Here is a 19,188-nt window from a genome sequence, read left to right as displayed (position 1 = left end):
AATGAAAAAAGACACCAGTTAAGGTGTCTTTACTGATAAATTTGGCAGAGGGTAGGTTTATGCTTCACTCGCCCTTATAAGCCTTATGCAATGCTGCAAGGTCGAACTTCTTCATCTGCAAAAAAGCCTTCGTAACACGTGCAATTTGCTCCGGTGTTCCCTTTCCCAGCATTTCGTCCATCTCGGCCGGCACAATCTGCCACGACACGCCAAACCGGTCTTTCAGCCAGCCGCATTGTTCAGCATCGGGAACCGCAGACAGCTTCTCCCAGTAATGATCAATCTCCTCTTGCGAATCGCATTTCACCATAAAAGAGATCGCCTCGTTGAAACTGAATTTATGCTCATGCGCACTGTCCATGGCGGTGAACCACTGCTTCTCCAGCATGAAGTCAGAGAACATAATGGTTCCTTCCTGATCAGGCTCCATGCCCTTGGGATAGCGGGCAATCGTTCCCTGCCGTGAGTTGCCAAATACTGATAAATAGAGAGACATAGCCTCTTCCGCCTTACCGTACTGATTACCCACGAACAAAAAAGACGGGATGATAGCCGGACGCTCCTCACCCTCAGGATTTGTAAGCATCAGCTGCCAGGACACGCCATATTTATCCTGAATCCAGCCATACCGCTTACTGAACGGATACTTATCGAGCGGCATTAGTGCCTGGCCGCCCTCAGATAACTTGTCCCAGACTTCATCTATTTTCTGTGCTGCGTCTTTGTCGCGTGACGGATCAAAATTAACGAAGAAAGACACCGACGGGTTTAACTTAAAATAGGGCCCTGCACTGATGGCCATAAACTTCTGTCCCCATATTTCAAATGAAACTTGGTCACAGTCACCTGACGGTGTGTCATGAATTGTCGTAACACTCGTAACCTTGGATTCGGGGAAAACAGAAGCGTAAAAATTAGCTGCTTCTACCGCTTCTTTGTCATACCATATATGCGGCACGATTGTCTGATTATTGTTTGTCACAAGTCATTCCTCCTCAGCTGCCTGTCCGATTAGAACCAACAGGGCGTATTGTGGGCGGAGCGGAAACCTGAATCAGAATATAAACTATCCCTGCGGCTGTTCCTCCGCGACATTCACTTGAAAAGTAACGCCGAACTTGTCCTTAACAATCCCATACAAAGGGCTCCAATCCGTCTTCTGCAGCGGCATGACCACTTGACCACCGTCTTCCAGTGCGGCGAAAATCTCCCGTGCAATTGACTCTTCTGTAGGATGAATGGCAATCTGAACCGTATCACCGTCCGCCTTATGCGCCGTACCCGGAAAAGTATCGGAGAACATGAGATCTGCATCACCAACCTTCAAATGCGCATGCATCACAAGGGTTTTCATCTCATCGGTCAACGGATGATTCGGATCTTCCGGCAAATCCCCAAACGTCATGATCCCGACCACATTCCCGCGCAGCGCTTTTTCATAAAAATACAGAGCTTCTCTTGTGTTTCCATTAAAGACTAAATACGGGTTCAAACCGATTGACATCATTCTTCATCCCCTTTGGAACAAATTGGACAATCAGCTTTATTATACACAAAATTTGAAAGAAATAAACGCTTTTTACGAACATATGCACCCCCATTTCCAACCCGGCTCGTTTATCCCAGCACCTCCTATTGAGATGTATCAGCACTTTTGAATCAGTAACGTATATGGGTTCATCAATAGGATTTCGGTCAACACCTTCAGAAATGAAAAAAGACACCGATTAAGGTGTCTTTTACTTGTACTCCAAATGGAGCCGAGGGGATTCGAACCCCTGTTTTGAAACTTTTAACTGATGTTACTTTGGATTAAAAAGTACCAGAAACCCTTATTCCATAAGGATTTCTGACTTTACAAATATTAAGTCGTGTTGCTTGCTTTTGTCTAAATTTAGATCTATTTCAGTCGTTTGGCTACACATGGACTACAAAAAACCGAGGGGATTTCGGGGTAAAATACGGTAAAATTTATTCTGTGTTAGTGGACATTATGCATCATAACATGTACCACATGCAAATATGTTGGTCCATTAAACTAGAATCGCTCTCTCCCTCATGCGAATAAGTGCAAAAGAGTTTCCAAGAAATATTGTCACCCTACTTCAAAGTTTTAATTAAATTACGAACTGTGGATAATTGAATCAAACACTGAAATTTCATATTTAAATTTTTCCCTTTCATTATTAATACTATCAATCAATGTATTTATTCTATCATTAAGTTGGGTATATCCATCTTTCAATTTATTGATTTTATCAACTTTACTTTGATTCGAATTGCCAAAAACACTTACACTTGACCCTTCTAATTTAATATCATTTGAATCAATAATACTATTTGCCATCTTCCATATAACTTTGAGTTCCTTTGTTTGTTCTTCGGTAAAGTACCTACTAAGTTCTTCAATACTAAGATTATGAGTAAATGGGAACTCCGTTGTGCTATGAATTACACAGAATGGAAATGATACTTTAGAGTATTCGTTCATGTATTCCACATGATGTTTCAAGTAATTCTTTTTCTCTTCTTCACTTAGATTGGTTGTATCTTCGATTTGATGGTAGGGTGATACGATATATTTTTCTTCCACTTTTTCATACTTATCAAGAAACTCCTCAGTAGCTTTTGATAAAGATGTAATTATCTCTTTATAAACTTCCTGCAGTTCGCTGATTTTAGGATTAAAGTAATTATGCATGAACTCTTGATATTCCCTGAATCTCTCAGTAGTTAATCTTTTTTCTACTAGTGCAGTTATTTTAAGACTTTGCTTTGTTGATTCTTGACTTTCTTTAGCTACATTATACCCGTTCTCAGATATTTCTACTGCTTTTTGCGCCATGTAAGTTGCATCTTTTGATATATGATATAATAACCAGCTAAAATAGGCAGTTACTATAATACCTATAAAAGTAACTATAACTCCTGTATATTCTGTCCATGTACCGGATTGCAACGGTAAATGAAATGGGGCATTTGGCAAAACGCCAAGAATCATTATACCCAATAATAGACAGGTTGCTATAACCGTTTCTCTTGTTCTCATTAAACATTCTCCATTTCAATTTTTATTATCAATAAACATAAAGATCATTGTTACCTAGAACATATTTTCCCGACCCCTTTGTTAGTGGATAGCGGAAAAGAACAGTTTTTCCAGATGACTTTGGTTTGTAAACCTCCTTAATTTACATCGAAACAAGAACTCAAAAAACTAAGACATGGCCTCCAAGATTATCTTGAAGACATATTATCGGAATTTTCTCTTTACATTTTCCCTTGCTCTCTCCCCGTAGAGCTGCTTTTCATGACCTTTAATATCATGTTCTTTTCCCAAATAATAAGCTAAGGACATAATCATTAAAACAAGACTTGAAAGAATTTGCATGAACAGCGGAATGGCCCATAAAGTTGATTCTATGTCTGGTAGGGTCACTGCAACGGAAAATGAGAAGATAAAATATTTGATAATACCAATATCTCCTTCTAATCCCTCAGGTAGTGTAGGGGCATCCTTGCCTATGAATATGTAATCTGAAACACCAACCATTAGAAAGTAAAGTAATGCGAATAGCATGATTATTTCCAACAAACTATGTATTGCTAATGATGCTCTTGAAGAAGGAAGCAATAATGAATTTTTCCAAGGATATATATATCGTATTTCTCTAGGAGGATTATTTATGATTCTTAAATTTTCATGTCTTCTTCGTGGGTCTACATCTAATTTATCATTATTTAATGTAACAGTATCGGTTCCATTCTTGAAGAAGATTTTCTCTCTACTTTTTAATATATCATTATAGAATGCAATCAAAATTTCCATTGTCCTTGATACAGACCTATACGCAATAAATATAAATAAAGTATACGGAATGATTCCTGTTAATCCATTCCCACCACCTAAGGAGTATATCATTAGGAGAGATCCCAACATAGTAAAAGATAGATTTGCCCAATTGCAGCGTTCGATGTAAAACTTTTTCAACAACCTTACAAATTCCATTTCCTTTATAGAAATTAGATCCTTTTGATTAAAATGAGACCCGATATGGCCCTTAAAAAATTCAGCCCAAAAATAATCTGGGAAAATTAAAAACTTAACAAAAAATAATATCTTTGCTTTTAAATTTAATTTTTTCCAATAATCAACTACCAATGAGTATAACTTTATTTTATAAGTAGGATCGCCTTTTTTTATAATCGAATAAGATATTCTCAGATGTATACACATGGAAATAATATTAACCAATAATACGACTACCGGTATTGCCCAATACCAATCTTTACTGAACTCTGCATTATTGTTTTTAATTGGAAAGTAAAAGTTCACGGACCAAAACCCAATAGAAGCTATTAGTGTTAATATAGCTATTAAGTTCTTATAACCAGCGAAGCGATCATTACCTGTTTGTAATTCCTTGTATAAATCAACTTCTATTGTACTCCACTCAAAATTAAATGATCTTTCAAACCAACCTGCTGCCATACCTCACCTCATTAATACGTATTTTGGATCGTCTACACTTAGTTGGACATAAAAAATAAGGGCTTGTAGAATAAACCTATCAAGTTAAGGATGGAACACTACAATGCCAAAACAACAACGACGTACGTTTACAGCAGACTTCAAGAAACAGATGGTACAACTCTATGAGAATGGAAAATCACGAGCTGCGATCGTGGAGGAATACGACCTCACAGCCTCTGCTCTGGACCGCTGGATCAAGCAGTCAAACAACACAGGTTCCTTCAAAGAGAAGGACAATCGTTCCTAAGAAGAAAATGAACTCCTTGCTCTACGAAAAGAGAATCAACGTCTTCAAATGGAGGTTGACATCCTAAAGCAAGCCGCGCTGATCATGGGACGAAAGTAGCTATCATCTGGAATAACCGCGATAAATACTCGGTATCAGCGATGTGCGAAGTCCTGCAAATCGCAAAAAGCACGTTCTACTATGAAACCAAGGACGAAAAGAATGAAGATGTGCTAAGCGCAGCGATTGTGGAAATCTTCCACAAGAAACGCAAAGCCTACGGCACACTCAAAATTAAAGTGAAACTGAAGGAACAAGGATTGGTTATATCCAGCCGCCGCATTGGATGAATCATGAAAGAGCAGGGGTTAGTTTCGACCTACACTGTCGCGCAGTTTAAACCCCATAAGGCGGCTTGTAACGACGCAGCTACAGCGTATGTACTGAACCGTGAATTCGAGCAAACGAAGACTAGGCGCTTTGTCGTGAGTGATCTGACCTATGTAAAGGTTCAGAACAAATGGCACTATATTTGCGTGCTCATCGACCTATTCAATCGAGAAATTGTGGGACACAGCGCAGGGCCAAACAAGGATGCGGCTTTGGTTTAGCGCGCCTTTGCTACGGTAAAAGGCGATCTGAGCCAAATCGAGTGGTTCCACACGACCATGGCATTGAGTTCAAAAATAAAATAATAGACGAACTGTTACTAACCTTTGAAATCGGACGTTCTCTCAGTAAGAAGGCTTGTCCCTATGACAATGCCGTGGCCGAAGCGACATACAAAGTCTTGAAAACCGAGTTCGTTAACCAAATGGACTTCCATAGTCTTCGGCACTTAGAAATCGAACTATACGATTACGTCAATTGGTTCAACAAGCATCGTATTCATGGTACATTGGGTTACCTGACGCCTGTTCAGTATCGCCAAGAAGCACTTAAAAAGTTGTCTGATTTACTGTTGACAATCCACAGTTCCCCATAACATCTATAGAGCGAGTTCGAAGGCACCCGATTGGGTGCCTTTGGCTTTGTTAGATGGAGCACTTAAAATGTAGTCCGTTATAGGGATGTGGCATTAAATCTAATAATTCCCCTTAAGAACAATACGCTCAATAGTCAAACATGAGAATTTAGCTGAAATAGAGCTATTTTCCCCGAAGTACTCATTAGTACGGCTAAACGACACATCATTAAATCTTAGAATGGTATTATTACCATTTGGGTTACTCTGAATTGTATAGGTGTCATCTCCAAGTTGCAGTAATTCTTTATCAACTGGACAACTAAAGTAGCCCACAAAATTTTGATTTACTACTAGTGAGTCGCGTTTCCAAAGCTCCCCTACTTCTCTAACAGAAAGTTTTCTCGACACAGAAAATAAATATACAGTACCAATGTGCACCATTTTCCCTGTCTTGGAAATAAGCAAGCAGTTTTCGATACTTTGCGGTAATTGAGGTTCGCCAAAAATTTTGTCAATCATCATCATCACCATAGCTACCTGGATCTTGTTTTGACTGTTGGTTTCTTTGTGCTAATAAAATTAACACTCCTTGTTTTAACTCCTCTACCTCTTTAACCAAATCATGAACTCCATTTCGTGGGATGTAGAGATGGCCTTTTCTCTCTTCAATATTAAGGGCTACTGTTCTGCGAATAGGCTGGTTATTCTTATTATGTTCTACCAGGGGAGTCTTATAGTATGTAATGTTTGCAGTAGCCCTTTTAGGGCTATCACTCTTAAAGTACTCATACGTTGAAGCGAAGAAAAATTCAACAACCTCGTTCTTGTCTAGGTAGGGCATCCGTTTAAATATATCCAGATCGTTTATTCCACCATCATCGTATGGAAGATCCGGTGTAAACTGAACAGAAACATCGTAGGCCGGTGCTCCACCAGTATTTTTAAGTGTAACTACTAGAATATCGAAATTATCTTTATCAGGAACAATTCTAACACTCACAGCGGGTTCCTCTTGCAGTTCTCTCTGTCTCCTTGCTTCAGTAACCATTTCTCTTGTAGCTAACAAATACAAAATAGTAACTATTAAAAGGATGGAACTTACGACAACCCCCACAGCAGTAGATATTGCCCCTAAGTTAGTGTACCAGTTACTTGAGAGATTTCTTTGAGTAAGCAAAATAGTTATTACAACTAGCAACAGAGCTATTATTAATGCAAGGACAAAAATACCCAGTACCTCTCGCGCATTTTTCCTGATCATCTTAACCCCCAAAGTGAATTGTTTTCTGGATTCATGTATTCTATCTTCTCCACTTCCTCAACTTCTCGGCAACAAGCCCACCATGCCAATACTCCACCCTGAACTGCTCCACTTCCTTCTTCGCAGGTCCAGTCAAGTCCGATGTCGTAACCAGTAGCGTAAGAATACGATTGTGATTACGCTTGGCGGCAACAAGTTCGCGAACAGTCTGCACTGCCGTCTTCTCTCCGCGATCTCGGAAGTACAGTGCAAGTAACCGTTTGAACTTGGTTCCATTCAGATCATCGAGTGGCTTGGACAGAACGACCTCATCTGGTCGGCAAGATTTTGAACATCGGTTAAATTTCCTCCGTGTTGTTTCCGATCACCTCTTGTTTGCATTGGCAGGACGGCGAATTCTGCCGTTTATCTTCTTTTGGGCCTGCAATAAGCCTGCGATAACATCTACTACTATGCTTCTATAGTTTTGCACACGAGCCTCTACAAGTCTCAATGAGGTCCCCCCTAATCATCTTAATCAAATTATATCATACAGAATGTACCAAATATATCATCTTGATCCTTGAATCTAGTCAGGTCCAAAATCTCTCTAGACTTGTTTTCTTGAGTATCTTATATTAGAATTTCGCCCTACTTATGATACGGTTCACTCCGATTGATCTTTAACAATCCTATACAATCGCTTAACAATACCTTTTTCATTCAGACTGTAACTAGTCATACTGTCTCTCACAGGCTGTGTTTCCTTTAAAGTAATTTATTGATGTTCTTCTCTCTAAACATGGGCCATCAATTCCGCTTGCTGAATGACGAGGTCTATAGCCATCTTCTCTAGATCCGGCCGATCCCGTATTTCTTAAATAATCATTTAACGGTAATCTGCATCTGGGCTCGTATATTCTCCCGAAGTCCAATCCACCTTGTTATTGCTTTTTAATGGCCGCTGGTTCCCGACCTTTTATCACAGGAACTTTCGTAATGCCTTTATTTCTTACATCAATGTTATTTCTTTTCACATCTTATTTCATAGTGAATGTCATATTAGTTGTTTCATCCTAAGTGTTTTTATATACCGTTGCCCTCGGAACAATAACCAAGGTATTTAAAGAATACCCGAACCAACCTATCGGGGAGGCGCACTCTTTTCAAGTCGCCCATAAAAGTACACCTTTGCGAACGAGGTAAAATCAAGAGATTAGAATCTTAAATCACGTTCGTAAAAGTGGTTATTTGTTTTGTGAACGTTCGCGTAATAATAGATACTTTTACGAACATATTTAATAGAATATAATCATGTACTACAAAAAAGTTACATACGTGTCAGTACAAAAGATCAGAATGAAGGACGGCAACTTGAAGCCATGAAGGAGCAAGGAATTCATGAACGAGATATTTTCATGGATAAACAGAGTGGGAAAGATTTCAATCGAGTTAACTACCCCTTATTAAAACGCATGCTCCGAAAAGGAGATATTCTATATATTCATTCTTTAGATCGTTTTGGACGAAATAAAGAGGAGATTCTTTTGGAGTGGAATGATATTACGAAAAAAATTCAGGCAGATATCATCGTTATGGATATGCCCCTACTGGACACTACCCAATTTAAGGATAGCCTAGGTGCCTTTATTGCAGATCTAGTTTTGCAGATCCTTTCCTGGATGGCTGAAGAAGAACGAGACCGCATTCGTAAACGGCAGCGTGAAGGGATTGATTTAGCGCTTCAAAATGCAGGAGAACTCTGTGTCAAAGACCGGATTCATGACTTGTAGAAGAGCCTGCTGGAGAAAGCGGTCCATAACGGTTGGGATACCTAGCAGCCTTACACCACCTCCGGGTTTTGGGATTTCCACTCGTTTAACTAGCGCAGGTCTGTAAGCCCCCGCTAGAAGTTCGGCTTTCACCGGTTCCCAATGTGTTTTCAAGTAAGCTTGTAGATTCGCTACCGTTACATTGTCCACACCGGGTGCTCCTCCGTTTTGCACCACTCGTTTATACGCGAGCCGAAGGTTATCTCCTTCGAGCATTCGCTCCAGTAAGTTGCTCTCTGCTTCGCGAGAGGAAAGGGCGACTTGTGCCGACGAAGAACTCGGCGCTCCGGCATACCCTGGCGGCTTCACCGCTTCTCTTTGCCGCAAGCTCTCTTGCGAGATATTCTGCCGTCTTTGCTCTTCATGCGAACGCATCGGTTTCCCCTCTCCTTTCGGTTCAGCCCTTCCGTAAACTCTGCAACAGTTTACGTACTATGGTCTCTGCTGACTCCTGCCGGTTCAGCGCATCCTCTCGGCTACGGTTACAAGTTTTTTCCTTGCGCATCCGGCAGGCCTCCCCGGATAAGAACGTCATCTTTCCGCCCGCACCTGCCCAAGTATACGGCTGCAGCCCTTGGCAGCTTTGGATTTTGTCATGTAATGGTGACTCATCCGGCTGCAACCGCCTCAAATTGGATTCGTGTACCTCAGGTTGTGCTTTTGCCTCCGACTTCCTTCAGATTCCGCCTCACGGTGGACACCCTTGCCCTTGGCTAACGGTAGGCGCTTGCCAGCCCCCGCTCGGGACTTTCACCCTAGAGATAACGCCCATGCTGGGCAACAATAAGCAAGGACCGCGGACATATGAGTCGCGGTCCTTTTTGATTTTGTTAAAAGAAAATAAAGTGTTAGTCTGCCACGCCCAATTAAGCTATCGGGCAGGATAACGTGGAAATATCTTGAATAGTAATAAGTACTCATTAACTATCGAGGTGACTAATATGGCATTTGGTGGTTATCAATTTATCCTGGTTTCAATAGGTAGCATTCCTAATTTATCGCTAGAAGGCATTGAGTTTGTAAATAACTCAGAAATTAGTGTACAAAGTTGAAGCTGATGTAGTAATTAATTTTGGTTGAGGGTAGGTAAGATCAGGTTCATTATCTATGTCAACCGTACCAATTTTTCAAGGGCGGTATGAAAATGTATTTTAATACTATGTTTCAACAGACAATAATTTATAGCTTATTATACGAGAGACGTAAAAAAATTGACGAGATAGCTTGCTTCAATAATATTCAACTTCAAGATTTCGACACTCTAACTGCTATTATTAATTCCATTGAATTAGATGATCTAAATTTAGAAAGAAAGTTAGAGCAGACAGAACTCAATATTGTTGCGATTTTAGACGGAACAGTTAGGGGCTTCACTAATGATGATGTAAATTCTGTCAAAAAAATTCATGAATATTTTAAAATTAAGAAGGAGCAGTTTTCTTTTTTTAAAAAAGATAGGCTGGAAAGAGAGTTACGTCTAAAAAATGAATTTTCTTGCAATCATGACCTCGCAAGGAAAATAATTCATCATTTAAATAGTGATGACAAGGACTTTGTAGCACGATACAATGCATATGTAAATTTTCACTATGATATTGAAGAACCTCTTGCGGAAATTACATTAAGGAAGTGGGAGAATCAACTTACAAAACCTGACGAGTATCATCAAGGATGTAAGTTTAAATTTCTTGTACATGCTATAGGAGGCACTGATACTGAAACTGCTCTTCAAAATGCCAAGAGTCATCCTATCATTTCTACAAGTCTAATTACTGACGAATTTCAAGGGACTTATAGAAATTCGAAATTCGGGTTTGTTTATCAGCCTAATTTAAAAAATGTATTGCTCATTAGTAGCTCTGATTGCTATGCGAATGATCTTCCTTTCTGTCAAAGTATCAGCGCTGAATTTTTCTCGCTCACGGATATACCACTAGGGCCGGATAAATATTTACAATATAACGCTATTAAAACATGCAAAACTATGCATATTGAAGAAATTGAGAACGATTCAAAAAGAACACAGAAATGCGGTATTGAGGATGTGAAAGGAACAGATGCATATAACGAAGTTGTGCTACTTAATGATCCTTCTACTAATCCAATTGCAGTCTTCCTATTAAAAACAGAAAACGAATGGTCGGTAAGTCAGGCAAATGAACTATCCACAAGATTAAAACTACCTTTACTAAGGATTTAATCATTGGCATGATTGTATGCTCAATCTAAGTGACCATGATCAAGAGTTTGGATTCTGCTTCAAAGCATATAATGGAAACTATGCTACACGCGATGCTGGCTCTCCATTTATGGCAACATTACTAAGCGGTTATTATAAATTGCACAGAACAAAGGCTAAAAAAGAATCAGTGCTGAAGAAGACTTATACGGTAAGCTACCAATATTTCCGGAGAAAGTCATTTCGTAACAGAACAATAATTCACCAAGTGGTCATGATAATCCGCTGAATGACGTTGATCATGTAACCGTAATTGGGGTGTTTTATGGTGGAGGAGATATGTTCAAGGTTACCCTAACGGGAAACGATAGCGGAGTGAGCAGATTGCAACGGCAGTCTGCTTTTTTCATTGAAGTAACGGGCAGGATAGCGTGGTAATCCTCGCCGATATACTCAGAACTCAACAGAAATTACGATTTTGCTGAATCAGCAAAAAACCAATTGATATAGATCAGTTTTTACAGGTGGAGTGGTGAGGGGGAGTGCTTCGTCCCCATACTGCATGATGCGTCTTTTCTATGTTATTTATTTCGTTTTTGTTATGCCTGCATTTCCATAGACCTGGTCATCTGTACCGGCTCCGGTTCATTTCTGTTGGTATAAATCCAAGTCACTATTTAATATTCTTGATGAATTACATAAAGTTAGAGGAGAGGGGATTTGCGTGTCAGATAAAATTAAGCTGTTGTTAGAAACAGGTATTAAATTAGCAGGTACAGCCACAAAAGAAGGTATAAAATTAATTCCCGGTGGAGGACTTGTAGTTGCTGGTGCTGAGGTTATAGGTGCTGTTGCTGAGTCTATACTTGGAGATGTTACGAATCGTGCTTTATCTCAGAGGGAACAAATACGTGTTGGTGCTTCGGCTATTTTAGCTTTAAACAAGGTTAATGAGTTAAAGGGAAAAGGGCATCTAATCAGGGAAGATGATAGATTCTTTGCATATAATGAAAATTATAGATCTAGTGCAGAAGAAGCATTAGAAGGTGTTCTTCAAAAATGCAAAGCCGAACATGAGGAGAAGAAGATACCATATCTCTCAAATATCTTTGCAAAAGCTGTATTTACGTCAATAAGTATGGAAGAGATCAATCATGTTATTAAAATAGCGGATATTTTAACTTACAGACAGCTATGTATATTAGCAGTAATTAGAAAGAATCAAGATAACGATCTGCAGTTGCGTGCTAAGCCCAATTCGTCTATTTCAGGTTCTTTTGCATTATTAGAGGTTCTAGATCTGGATAAGAACGGTCTATTACACCAAATTACTTCAGAAAGAAATTTTGGAATGATGGAGCTTACAAGAGAAGAATTTAAAGAGCTACAATCAAAAAAAAATTATTCAGCTATTCTAGATTCTGATGATATTACTCCCGCAGGATTAATCTTAAGCGAATTAGGTAGATTAGTTTATAGGTTAATGATCCTAGACGAAATTCCAGAATACGAATTAATCGATGTTATTAAAGCTTTTAAATAGGTAATCGGAAGCCAATAATTTGATGAACGGCAAGAGCTAGATACGATGAAAAAGGTTCTGGAGGATATTTTGGAGAACTAAAAATAGGGAAGTTATATGATGATGGTACAGTGTGTTAAATTTCCAAGCACATAATTTAAATAGACTATTAAACATCTTGAACATATTGATGTACCAATTGCAAAAAAAAGAGATTAGTGAATTTAGAAAATCTATTTGGATTGAAGATCCTGAACTTCGACTTGTCGAGCTGTGGGAGAAATAACAATTTGTAATCTATTTGCTATTTGAACTAACGCGGAACGTTAGTTGAACAACACAGCGGCATTCTATGACTTTAATTTCTTTCCACTCTTCTTCTACCAGTGAAACTGAAATTTGTTTTGTAAAATAACAAAAGCCCGAATCCGAAGATTCGAGCTTTTGTAGGTTCATTACGAATCTTAATTTGCAACTTACAATAGTCGCTCATTACGAACTTGAATAACAACATAATACCTTCTAATCCATTGTACGTCAAATCAAATTAGCAGGTGACACAATACCCTTGATCTATAAAACTAATCCCAGAGTTAATCCTTATCTCTCCCAAGTGCTGCACTCATCGCATTGATTGTTTTCTTATGCGTTTTATCAAACCGGTGAGTATAGATCTTGTTTGTTGTAGCCAAATCAGAATACCCTAATGCTTCCGAGATTGCCTTTAAGTCAACACCCGCTTCATAGAGAATACTAGCAAAAGTATGACGCAAATCATGAAGTCTGATTTTAGGTAATGCATTACGCTCTAAGAATAAGCCAAATTGCTCGGTCAGCGTATTCACACGATACGGCTTCCCATTATCCTGGATATAAACATAGCCACTATCTATGTACTCATCTCCCAACATCCATTTGTACTCTTCTTGACGCTCTCTGGCCTTGGTGAGGACTTCAAACAGTTCATCCGTCATATACAGCACACGCTTGCTCTGTTCCGTCTCAGGGGCTTTTACGATCTCTTTACTGCCTGCGCTAGTACGAACCTCTGCTATCTGAATGCTCCTATCCTTGAAGTTAATGTACTTCCATTGAAGACCTACAATCTCTTCACGTCTAAGTCCCAAATAACCGGCCAGATATACGGGTAATTCAAGCTTGGTGTTTTTCACTCTGTCTAGCAGAATATTTAATTGATCCCGGGTATAAGACTGACCTACGAACCGTTCTTTCTTAGGAAGAGTTACGGCGTCCGATACGTTACGATGCACAAATTGCTGCTTCAGGCCGTAATCCAACGCTTTCCGAATACAGGCATGATGTTTATGTACAGTATTTGGAGAAAGTTGCTTGTCATCCATTAGATATTTATAATACTGTTGAATGTGTGCAGGTTGCAGCTTTTGTAACTCGAAGTTACCCAAAAAGGGGATAATATGCTTGAAGATAATATTTCTGTAACCATAAATGGTTGTCTCTTCGCAGTTATACTTTACGTAGTTCTCTATCCAATGCTCAAGAAATTCGGAGAAGGTCATTTTTGTCGTCTGGACCAATAAATTACGTTGCTGATTATATTCAAATTCATTCAATAACTTCCTAGCTTCGGCCTCAGAGGAAGCGGACGTATATTTCCTGATTCGTTTGCCTTTACTATCTGTACCGAAATCAAATGTAACCCGAAATTTGGTTTCGACCTTGGTGATGCTCCCTGCCATGCTATCATCTCCTAATTCTCTTTGCCGTAGGGGATTCCTCTACCTAAGGTAAGGATAGCATGCTGCAAGATATTTTGTTAATAGATAGACCTGTAGCCAAATGGACTACAGCTACCCTCAAAAATCATGCAGTTAAAAGAGTGTTGGCTACAGTTTGGCTACAAATCAGACCTGTATAAGTAAAAAAACCCGCTCTGGGAGCGGGTTACAGGATGGAGCCGAGGGGATTCGAACCCCTGTCCGAAGATAACGGCACATAAGCTTCTACGAGTGTAGTCACAGTTTTGATGTCACCCGAGTATCGCCCCGTAACCGGCTATACGTTGGGTCAGCCTGATTATCTTCTTCCGTTGACCCCAGGCGGAGACCAAGCGGCGTATCCCACTACTAGTTAGCCCCTATCCCTGTCACATGGGCGATGCAGGGTAGAAGCACGCACACAGTTTCTTAGGCTGCGAAAGCGTAGTTTGTTTGTTGTTTGCCGTTTAATAGGCTTTAGCGTTGATGAAGCGGACGCGTCCCCACTACTCGCTACTCATGCTCGAACTACCCCCGTCGAATCCAAGAACGGCCCCTCATTAGAAAGGGCGCTTCGGATTAAGCGGACCAGCGAGCAAGAAATGATCCGGTCTACAGCTTTCTTGATCAAGAAGGCTGTTCAGAAGCAATAAGCTTTACTTACACAGTATAGCACATTTATCAACACTTTAACACGTGGGTTAAAGGAATTGCAGGAGCAATCTGGAACTTTGGGCTTCGGCTAACGCCGGCCCTGCTACCTGGCGATCTTCTGCTTATCGCGCAGCACACGCTGGATATCGCGCTGTGCATCGCGTTTGGCGGCCGAATCACGTTTGTCGTATTCTTTCTTCCCTTTACCGAGGCCGATCAGCAGCTTGGCGTAGCCGTTGCGCACATAGACCTTGAGCGGCACGATCGTGAAGCCCTCGCGTTTGGACTGCCCCAGCAGCTTGTGGATCTGCTCCTTGTGCATCAGCAGCTTGCGGGTACGTGTCGGATCGGTAGGGTTGGAGCGGTTCCCCTGTTCGAACGGGCTAATATGCATGTTGTGCACAAAAATCTCCCCGTTACGAATGGTGGCAAAAGCATCCCCGATATTAGCGCGTCCGTTACGCAGCGATTTGATCTCTGTGCCGGTCAGCACCAATCCCGCTTCATAAGTATCCTCAATGTAATAATCATGGGAAGCTTTTTTGTTCTGGGCGAGCACTTTCCCGTCTGCTTTTTTACCCATGAAAGTCACTCCTTAAATTCTATTCTCCGAACATCAGATCTTTATTGTATCAAAAGGAATCCACTGAACGCAAGGAAGTAAGCCCCTAACGTTTGCCAAGCATTTTGACATACATATGTCAGTAAGCATCGGGTTAAGGTTAGTTAAATGTAAAATGGTTTTTGAATGTACTTCGTATAAGAGAACCTATCTGATAACTTTAAAAGCGCTATTCCCCATGCAGGGAATAGCGCCCATATATCACCCTCAGCCTATTCCTGAGGCTTTTTCTTTTTTTTCTTCCGGCGGACAGCACTTTCGGCATTGCTGCCGTTGTCACTGCGCTTAGCGGAAACGTTGTCTGACGTCTCCACGTTGCCCGGCGTCACCGAAGTGCCGATGAACACGCCGCCTTTGTTCTTCTTGCGGCGGCCCTTGTTCTTGCCTTCTGAGCCGCTGCCACGGCTCTCGAACCCGCGATCCTCCCGGCTGCTGAACCGGGTGTTCGCGTCAACACCGCGCAGCTCGCCGCTGCCAGCATCGCCGCCTGTCGGCGCGCCGTAGCCGCCCTTGCCGGAGCCGAAGCCGAAGCTGATGCCGCGTCCCCCGGCACCGCCTCCGGCCTCTCCGCCGCGGCCGCGTCCGCCGCCGCTGCGCTCACGCGGCGCACTGCTGCCGCCCGCTTCGCCGTTCAGGGCGGCAAAAGCCCGGCGCGCAGCCTCAGCCGGGCCGCCCCCGCGCTTTCCGCGCGCAGGCGCACCCGCTGGTGCGCCGCTACCGGCCGCCGCATCACTGCGCGGCGGCGTTGTCTCCCAGGCGCCGGTTGTTACTCCGCCGCCTTTGCGTTTGCCGGCGTTCACTGCGCCGCCGGCCTTGCCCTTGCCCGCGCCGCCTGCAGCGCCGGGCTTGCCTTTCCCGCCGCGGCCCTTGCCGCCGCTGCCGGCTTTACCGCCGGACGGCTTGCCAAAGCCGCCGGCACCCGGACGGCCGCCTTTGCCGCCGCGGCCGCCATAGCTGCGGTGCTCGCCTGCCGCGCGAGGCTTCATGTCGACCAGCTCAAAGTCGATCGTGTGGTCGTCCATGTTAACCTTGGCGACACGGATCTTCACCTCATCGCCGATGCGGAACACCTTGGAGGTGCGCTCGCCAATGAGCGCCATGTGGGCTTCGTCGAAGTGGTAGTAATCGTCGCTCAGCGCGCTGAGACGGATGAGGCCTTCGACGGTGTTATCCAGCTCGATGAACATCCCGAAGCTGGTCACACTGCTGACCATGGCCTCGAATTCCTCGCCCACCTTATCCTGCATGAACTCGCACTTCTTCAGCTGCTCCGTATCGCGTTCCGCCTCAACCGCCACACGCTCGCGTTCAGAGGATTGCTGGGCGATATCCGGCATCCGTGTTGCCAGGTATTCCTGCCGTTTCTCGGTCAGCGCTCCGCCGTTCTCAAGCACCTCACGCATAACCCGGTGAATAACAAGGTCAGGATACCGGCGGATCGGTGAAGTGAAGTGGGAATAGTATTCGGCAGCGAGGCCGAAGTGGCCCGTACTCTCTGCATCGTATTTTGCCTGCTTCATCGACCGCAGCATCATTGTGCTGATAACCGTCTGCTCCTTCGTGCCCTGAATCTGCTCCAGCAGGTCCTGCAGCGCACGCGGATGAACCGAGTTGCCCCGGCCTTTGACATGATAGCCAAAATTCGCAGCGAACGCCATGAAATTCTGCAGCTTCTCCGGATCTGGATCTTCATGAATCCGGTACAGGAACGGAACTTTAAGCCAGTGGAAATGCTCAGCCACCGTCTCGTTGGCCGCCAGCATGAATTCCTCGATGATCTGTTCAGCCACAGAGCGTTCGCGTTTTACAATATCGATCGCCTTGCCGGTTTCATCGACAATAATTTTGCTCTCTTCAAAGTCAAAATCAACCGCCCCGCGCCGCATCCGCGCATCGCGCAGCTTCATCGCCAGCTCTTTCATCAGACGGAAATCCTCAATCAGCGGACTGTAGCGCTCCAGAAGCTCCGGATCCTCATCCTCTACGATTTTTCGGACATTGGCATAGGTCATTCTTTCCTTGGTGCGGATTACACTCGTAAAGACATCATGCTTCACGACCTTCATATGCTCATTGAATTCCATCTCACACGACATCGTAAGCCGGTCCACCTGCGGATTAAGACTGCATATGCCGTTCGACAGGCGGTGCGGCAGCATCGGAATGACCCGGTCCACCAAGTACACGCTGCATCCCCGGTCATAAGCTTCCTTATCAAGCTCCGAGCCTTCCCGCACGTAATAGCCTACATCGGCAATATGAACCCCCAGCTTATAGTGCCCGTTCTCCAGCCGCTCGACATTGACCGCATCATCGAGGTCCTTGGCATCTGCGCCGTCGATGGTAACAATGTTGAGACCGCGCAGATCACGGCGGCCCTGCTGAATAATCTCTTCTTCCGTAATGGAGTCCGGCGCTTGCTCTGCTTCAGCCATCACTTCAGCCGGAAAAGCCTCCGGCAGCTGATGCTTGCGGATGACTGACAAAATATCGACGCCCGGGTCATCCTTATGCCCCAGGATTTCAATAATCTCGCCTTCAGCCGCAGAGCGGCCTTCCGGGTAATTAACGATACGGACGACAACCTTTTCACCGTCTACTGCCCCTTTAAAGGACTGTTTCGGGATAAAAATATCGCGGTTAATCCGCTTATCATCAGGCAGCACAAATCCGTAGGTCTCCAGGCTCTGGAACACGCCGACAGTCTGCAGTACGCCTCTTTTGACGATGCGCACTACTTCACCTTCCATGCGGCCGCCAGACGGACTCTTAGACGTGATTCGGATCAGCACGATATCTCCGTTCATAGCCCCTTTAAGATCGTTGGCATGAATGTATACATCGGGATGGTCACGGTCATCGGGAATCAGAAAAGCAAAACCCTTCGCATGAGCCTGCAGCCGTCCACGCAGCAGATCCATCCGCTCCGGTACACCATAACGGCTGTTCCGGGTCAGTACAATCCGGCCGTCCTGTTCAAGCTCTACCAGCAAGTCCTCAAACGCCTTAAACGAAGCGCTGTCCTCTAATGCAAAGTGGCTTACCAATTCATCGTAAGTCAGCGGCTTATAAGCGGTTTCCCGCATGTAATCAAGTAATATTTCCTGTGTTATCAAGTACGTCACCTCGGCCCTCCGCAGCATTCGTATGCCGCTGGCATATATGTATGTCTTGTCCTTTACTGCCCCAAATCATTCAAGTAAATTTTACCTATATATACTTCATACCCTAGTATACACGAAATCAATCCCGACCATCCCTGTTATGATCATCCGAAGGTTAAAGCACGCATAAATTTTCATAACAAAAAAGCCCCCGCCCCATTCCATCAGAACAGAGCGAAGGCTTAGTGTATGCAATTTAGTCAATGACGATAGCAACGATGATTGACATGATGAAGAATCCAGCCGCCAATCCGACTGTTACACGCTGGAGTACGAGTTCCATACCGCGCGCTTTAGTTTTACCAAAGAGATGCTCAGCACCGCCGGAGATGGCACCGGAAAGACCTGCGCTTTTCCCCTTTTGCAGAAGAACGACCGCAATCAGACCGACGGAAAAAATCAGGAGCAATACTTTCAAAAAGATATCCATTCACTTCCACCTCCTACGTCCAAGCATCACTATCTATGCTAATTTTAAATTCCACGATTTCATAAACAGCATTTTTATTTTA

At 43.1% G+C, this 19,188-nt stretch carries 13 protein-coding genes, 1 other RNA gene and 3 pseudogenes; 4 read left to right on the top strand and 13 right to left on the bottom strand.

The genetic code is table 11. The annotated features are described in order from the left end of the window. Nucleotides 1-64: 64 nt before the first annotated feature. The 4 genes from L6H70_RS23100 to L6H70_RS23085 all read right to left on the bottom strand — a co-directional run bounded on the left by L6H70_RS23100 (nucleotide 65) and on the right by L6H70_RS23085 (nucleotide 4,492). On the bottom strand, nucleotides 65-982 hold the full coding sequence (locus L6H70_RS23100; RefSeq protein ID WP_236336496.1) for a VOC family protein: 918 nt from the start codon (nucleotides 980-982) through the stop codon (nucleotides 65-67). An 84-nt stretch (nucleotides 983-1,066) separates the two neighbouring features. After that, nucleotides 1,067-1,504 (bottom strand): VOC family protein, encoded by a 438-nt coding sequence (locus tag L6H70_RS23095; protein ID WP_236336495.1) that lies wholly within the window; start codon nucleotides 1,502-1,504, stop codon nucleotides 1,067-1,069. A 618-nt stretch (nucleotides 1,505-2,122) separates the two neighbouring features. Beyond that, nucleotides 2,123-3,049 carry a hypothetical protein gene (locus L6H70_RS23090; protein ID WP_236336494.1) on the bottom strand — a complete coding sequence of 309 codons (927 nt, stop codon included), beginning with the start codon at nucleotides 3,047-3,049 and terminating at the stop codon, nucleotides 2,123-2,125. Between the two features lie 204 nt (nucleotides 3,050-3,253). Continuing rightward, complete coding sequence (locus L6H70_RS23085; protein WP_236336493.1) at nucleotides 3,254-4,492, bottom strand: hypothetical protein; 1,239 nt, start codon at nucleotides 4,490-4,492, stop codon at nucleotides 3,254-3,256. Nucleotides 4,493-4,595: 103 nt separating this feature from the next. Here L6H70_RS23085 and L6H70_RS23080 point away from each other — a divergent pair. Then, nucleotides 4,596-5,745 (top strand): annotated as a pseudogene (locus L6H70_RS23080) (IS3 family transposase). A gap of 99 nt (nucleotides 5,746-5,844) precedes the next feature. Here the strand turns inward: L6H70_RS23080 and L6H70_RS23075 are convergent. Genes L6H70_RS23075 through L6H70_RS23065 form a run of 3 tightly spaced genes read right to left on the bottom strand, consistent with a single transcriptional unit; the run spans nucleotide 5,845 to nucleotide 7,202 of the window. Beyond that, on the bottom strand, nucleotides 5,845-6,246 hold the full coding sequence (locus L6H70_RS23075; protein WP_236336492.1) for a hypothetical protein: 402 nt from the start codon (nucleotides 6,244-6,246) through the stop codon (nucleotides 5,845-5,847). Further along, the gene (locus L6H70_RS23070; protein ID WP_236336491.1) at nucleotides 6,239-6,988 is read right to left on the bottom strand and encodes a hypothetical protein; all 750 of its coding nucleotides are present in this window, start codon (nucleotides 6,986-6,988) and stop codon (nucleotides 6,239-6,241) included. Before L6H70_RS23070 ends, L6H70_RS23075 begins: the two co-directional genes overlap by 8 nt. A gap of 40 nt (nucleotides 6,989-7,028) precedes the next feature. Next, nucleotides 7,029-7,202, bottom strand: coding sequence for a restriction endonuclease (locus tag L6H70_RS23065; RefSeq protein ID WP_236336490.1), 174 nt, complete (start codon nucleotides 7,200-7,202; stop codon nucleotides 7,029-7,031). A gap of 1,066 nt (nucleotides 7,203-8,268) precedes the next feature. On the opposite strand from L6H70_RS23065, the pseudogene L6H70_RS23060 reads away from it, so the two are divergent. Next, nucleotides 8,269-8,718 (top strand): annotated as a pseudogene (locus L6H70_RS23060) (recombinase family protein); the annotation flags it as partial. 3 nt (nucleotides 8,719-8,721) lie between these two features. On the opposite strand, the pseudogene L6H70_RS23055 reads toward L6H70_RS23060, so the two are convergent. Then, nucleotides 8,722-9,174 (bottom strand): annotated as a pseudogene (locus L6H70_RS23055) (group II intron reverse transcriptase/maturase); the annotation flags it as partial. Nucleotides 9,175-9,943: 769 nt separating this feature from the next. Between L6H70_RS23055 and L6H70_RS23050 the strand changes: the two are divergent. Next, entirely contained in the window at nucleotides 9,944-10,999 is a 1,056-nt protein-coding gene (locus L6H70_RS23050) for a hypothetical protein (RefSeq protein ID WP_236336488.1), read from the top strand. 703 nt (nucleotides 11,000-11,702) lie between these two features. After that, a complete protein-coding gene (locus L6H70_RS23045; RefSeq protein ID WP_236336487.1) occupies nucleotides 11,703-12,521 on the top strand; it encodes a hypothetical protein in 819 nt (272 codons plus the stop codon). Nucleotides 12,522-13,093: 572 nt separating this feature from the next. On the opposite strand, the gene L6H70_RS23035 is transcribed toward L6H70_RS23045, so the two are convergent. The 5 genes from L6H70_RS23035 to secG form a co-directional block, all read right to left on the bottom strand. Continuing rightward, a complete protein-coding gene (locus L6H70_RS23035) occupies nucleotides 13,094-14,218 on the bottom strand; it encodes a site-specific integrase (RefSeq protein ID WP_236336486.1) in 1,125 nt (374 codons plus the stop codon). 210 nt (nucleotides 14,219-14,428) lie between these two features. Then, nucleotides 14,429-14,793, bottom strand: a transfer-messenger RNA (tmRNA) gene (ssrA, locus tag L6H70_RS23030). 200 nt (nucleotides 14,794-14,993) lie between these two features. Then, entirely contained in the window at nucleotides 14,994-15,473 is a 480-nt protein-coding gene (gene smpB / locus L6H70_RS23025) for an SsrA-binding protein SmpB (RefSeq protein ID WP_038584698.1), read from the bottom strand. A gap of 251 nt (nucleotides 15,474-15,724) precedes the next feature. Next, nucleotides 15,725-18,628: a ribonuclease R gene (rnr, locus tag L6H70_RS23020; RefSeq protein ID WP_236336634.1), complete on the bottom strand. Its 2,904-nt coding sequence runs from the start codon at nucleotides 18,626-18,628 to the stop codon at nucleotides 15,725-15,727. Nucleotides 18,629-18,872: 244 nt separating this feature from the next. Continuing rightward, nucleotides 18,873-19,106 carry a preprotein translocase subunit SecG gene (gene secG, locus L6H70_RS23015; RefSeq protein ID WP_236336485.1) on the bottom strand — a complete coding sequence of 78 codons (234 nt, stop codon included), beginning with the start codon at nucleotides 19,104-19,106 and terminating at the stop codon, nucleotides 18,873-18,875. Between the last annotated feature and the right edge of the window lie 82 nt (nucleotides 19,107-19,188).

This window comes from Paenibacillus auburnensis (assembly GCF_927798115.1).
GTDB lineage: Bacteria > Bacillota > Bacilli > Paenibacillales > Paenibacillaceae > Paenibacillus_AQ > Paenibacillus_AQ auburnensis.
This window is presented reverse-complemented; position numbering and strand designations above follow the sequence as displayed.

Bases quoted from the DNA above. Each gene is read 5' to 3' on its own strand.
- L6H70_RS23095 (WP_236336495.1), bottom strand. From the start codon at position 1,504: ATGTCAATCGGTTTGAACCCGTATTTAGTCTTTAATGGAAACACAAGA.
- L6H70_RS23090 (WP_236336494.1), bottom strand. From the start codon at position 3,049: ATGAGAACAAGAGAAACGGTTATAGCAACCTGTCTATTATTGGGTATA.
- L6H70_RS23085 (WP_236336493.1), bottom strand. From the start codon at position 4,492: ATGGCAGCAGGTTGGTTTGAAAGATCATTTAATTTTGAGTGGAGTACA.
- L6H70_RS23075 (WP_236336492.1), bottom strand. From the start codon at position 6,246: ATGATTGACAAAATTTTTGGCGAACCTCAATTACCGCAAAGTATCGAA.
- L6H70_RS23070 (WP_236336491.1), bottom strand. From the start codon at position 6,988: ATGATCAGGAAAAATGCGCGAGAGGTACTGGGTATTTTTGTCCTTGCA.
- L6H70_RS23050 (WP_236336488.1), top strand. From the start codon at position 9,944: ATGTATTTTAATACTATGTTTCAACAGACAATAATTTATAGCTTATTA.
- L6H70_RS23035 (WP_236336486.1), bottom strand. From the start codon at position 14,218: ATGGCAGGGAGCATCACCAAGGTCGAAACCAAATTTCGGGTTACATTT.
- smpB (WP_038584698.1), bottom strand. From the start codon at position 15,473: ATGGGTAAAAAAGCAGACGGGAAAGTGCTCGCCCAGAACAAAAAAGCT.
- secG (WP_236336485.1), bottom strand. From the start codon at position 19,106: ATGGATATCTTTTTGAAAGTATTGCTCCTGATTTTTTCCGTCGGTCTG.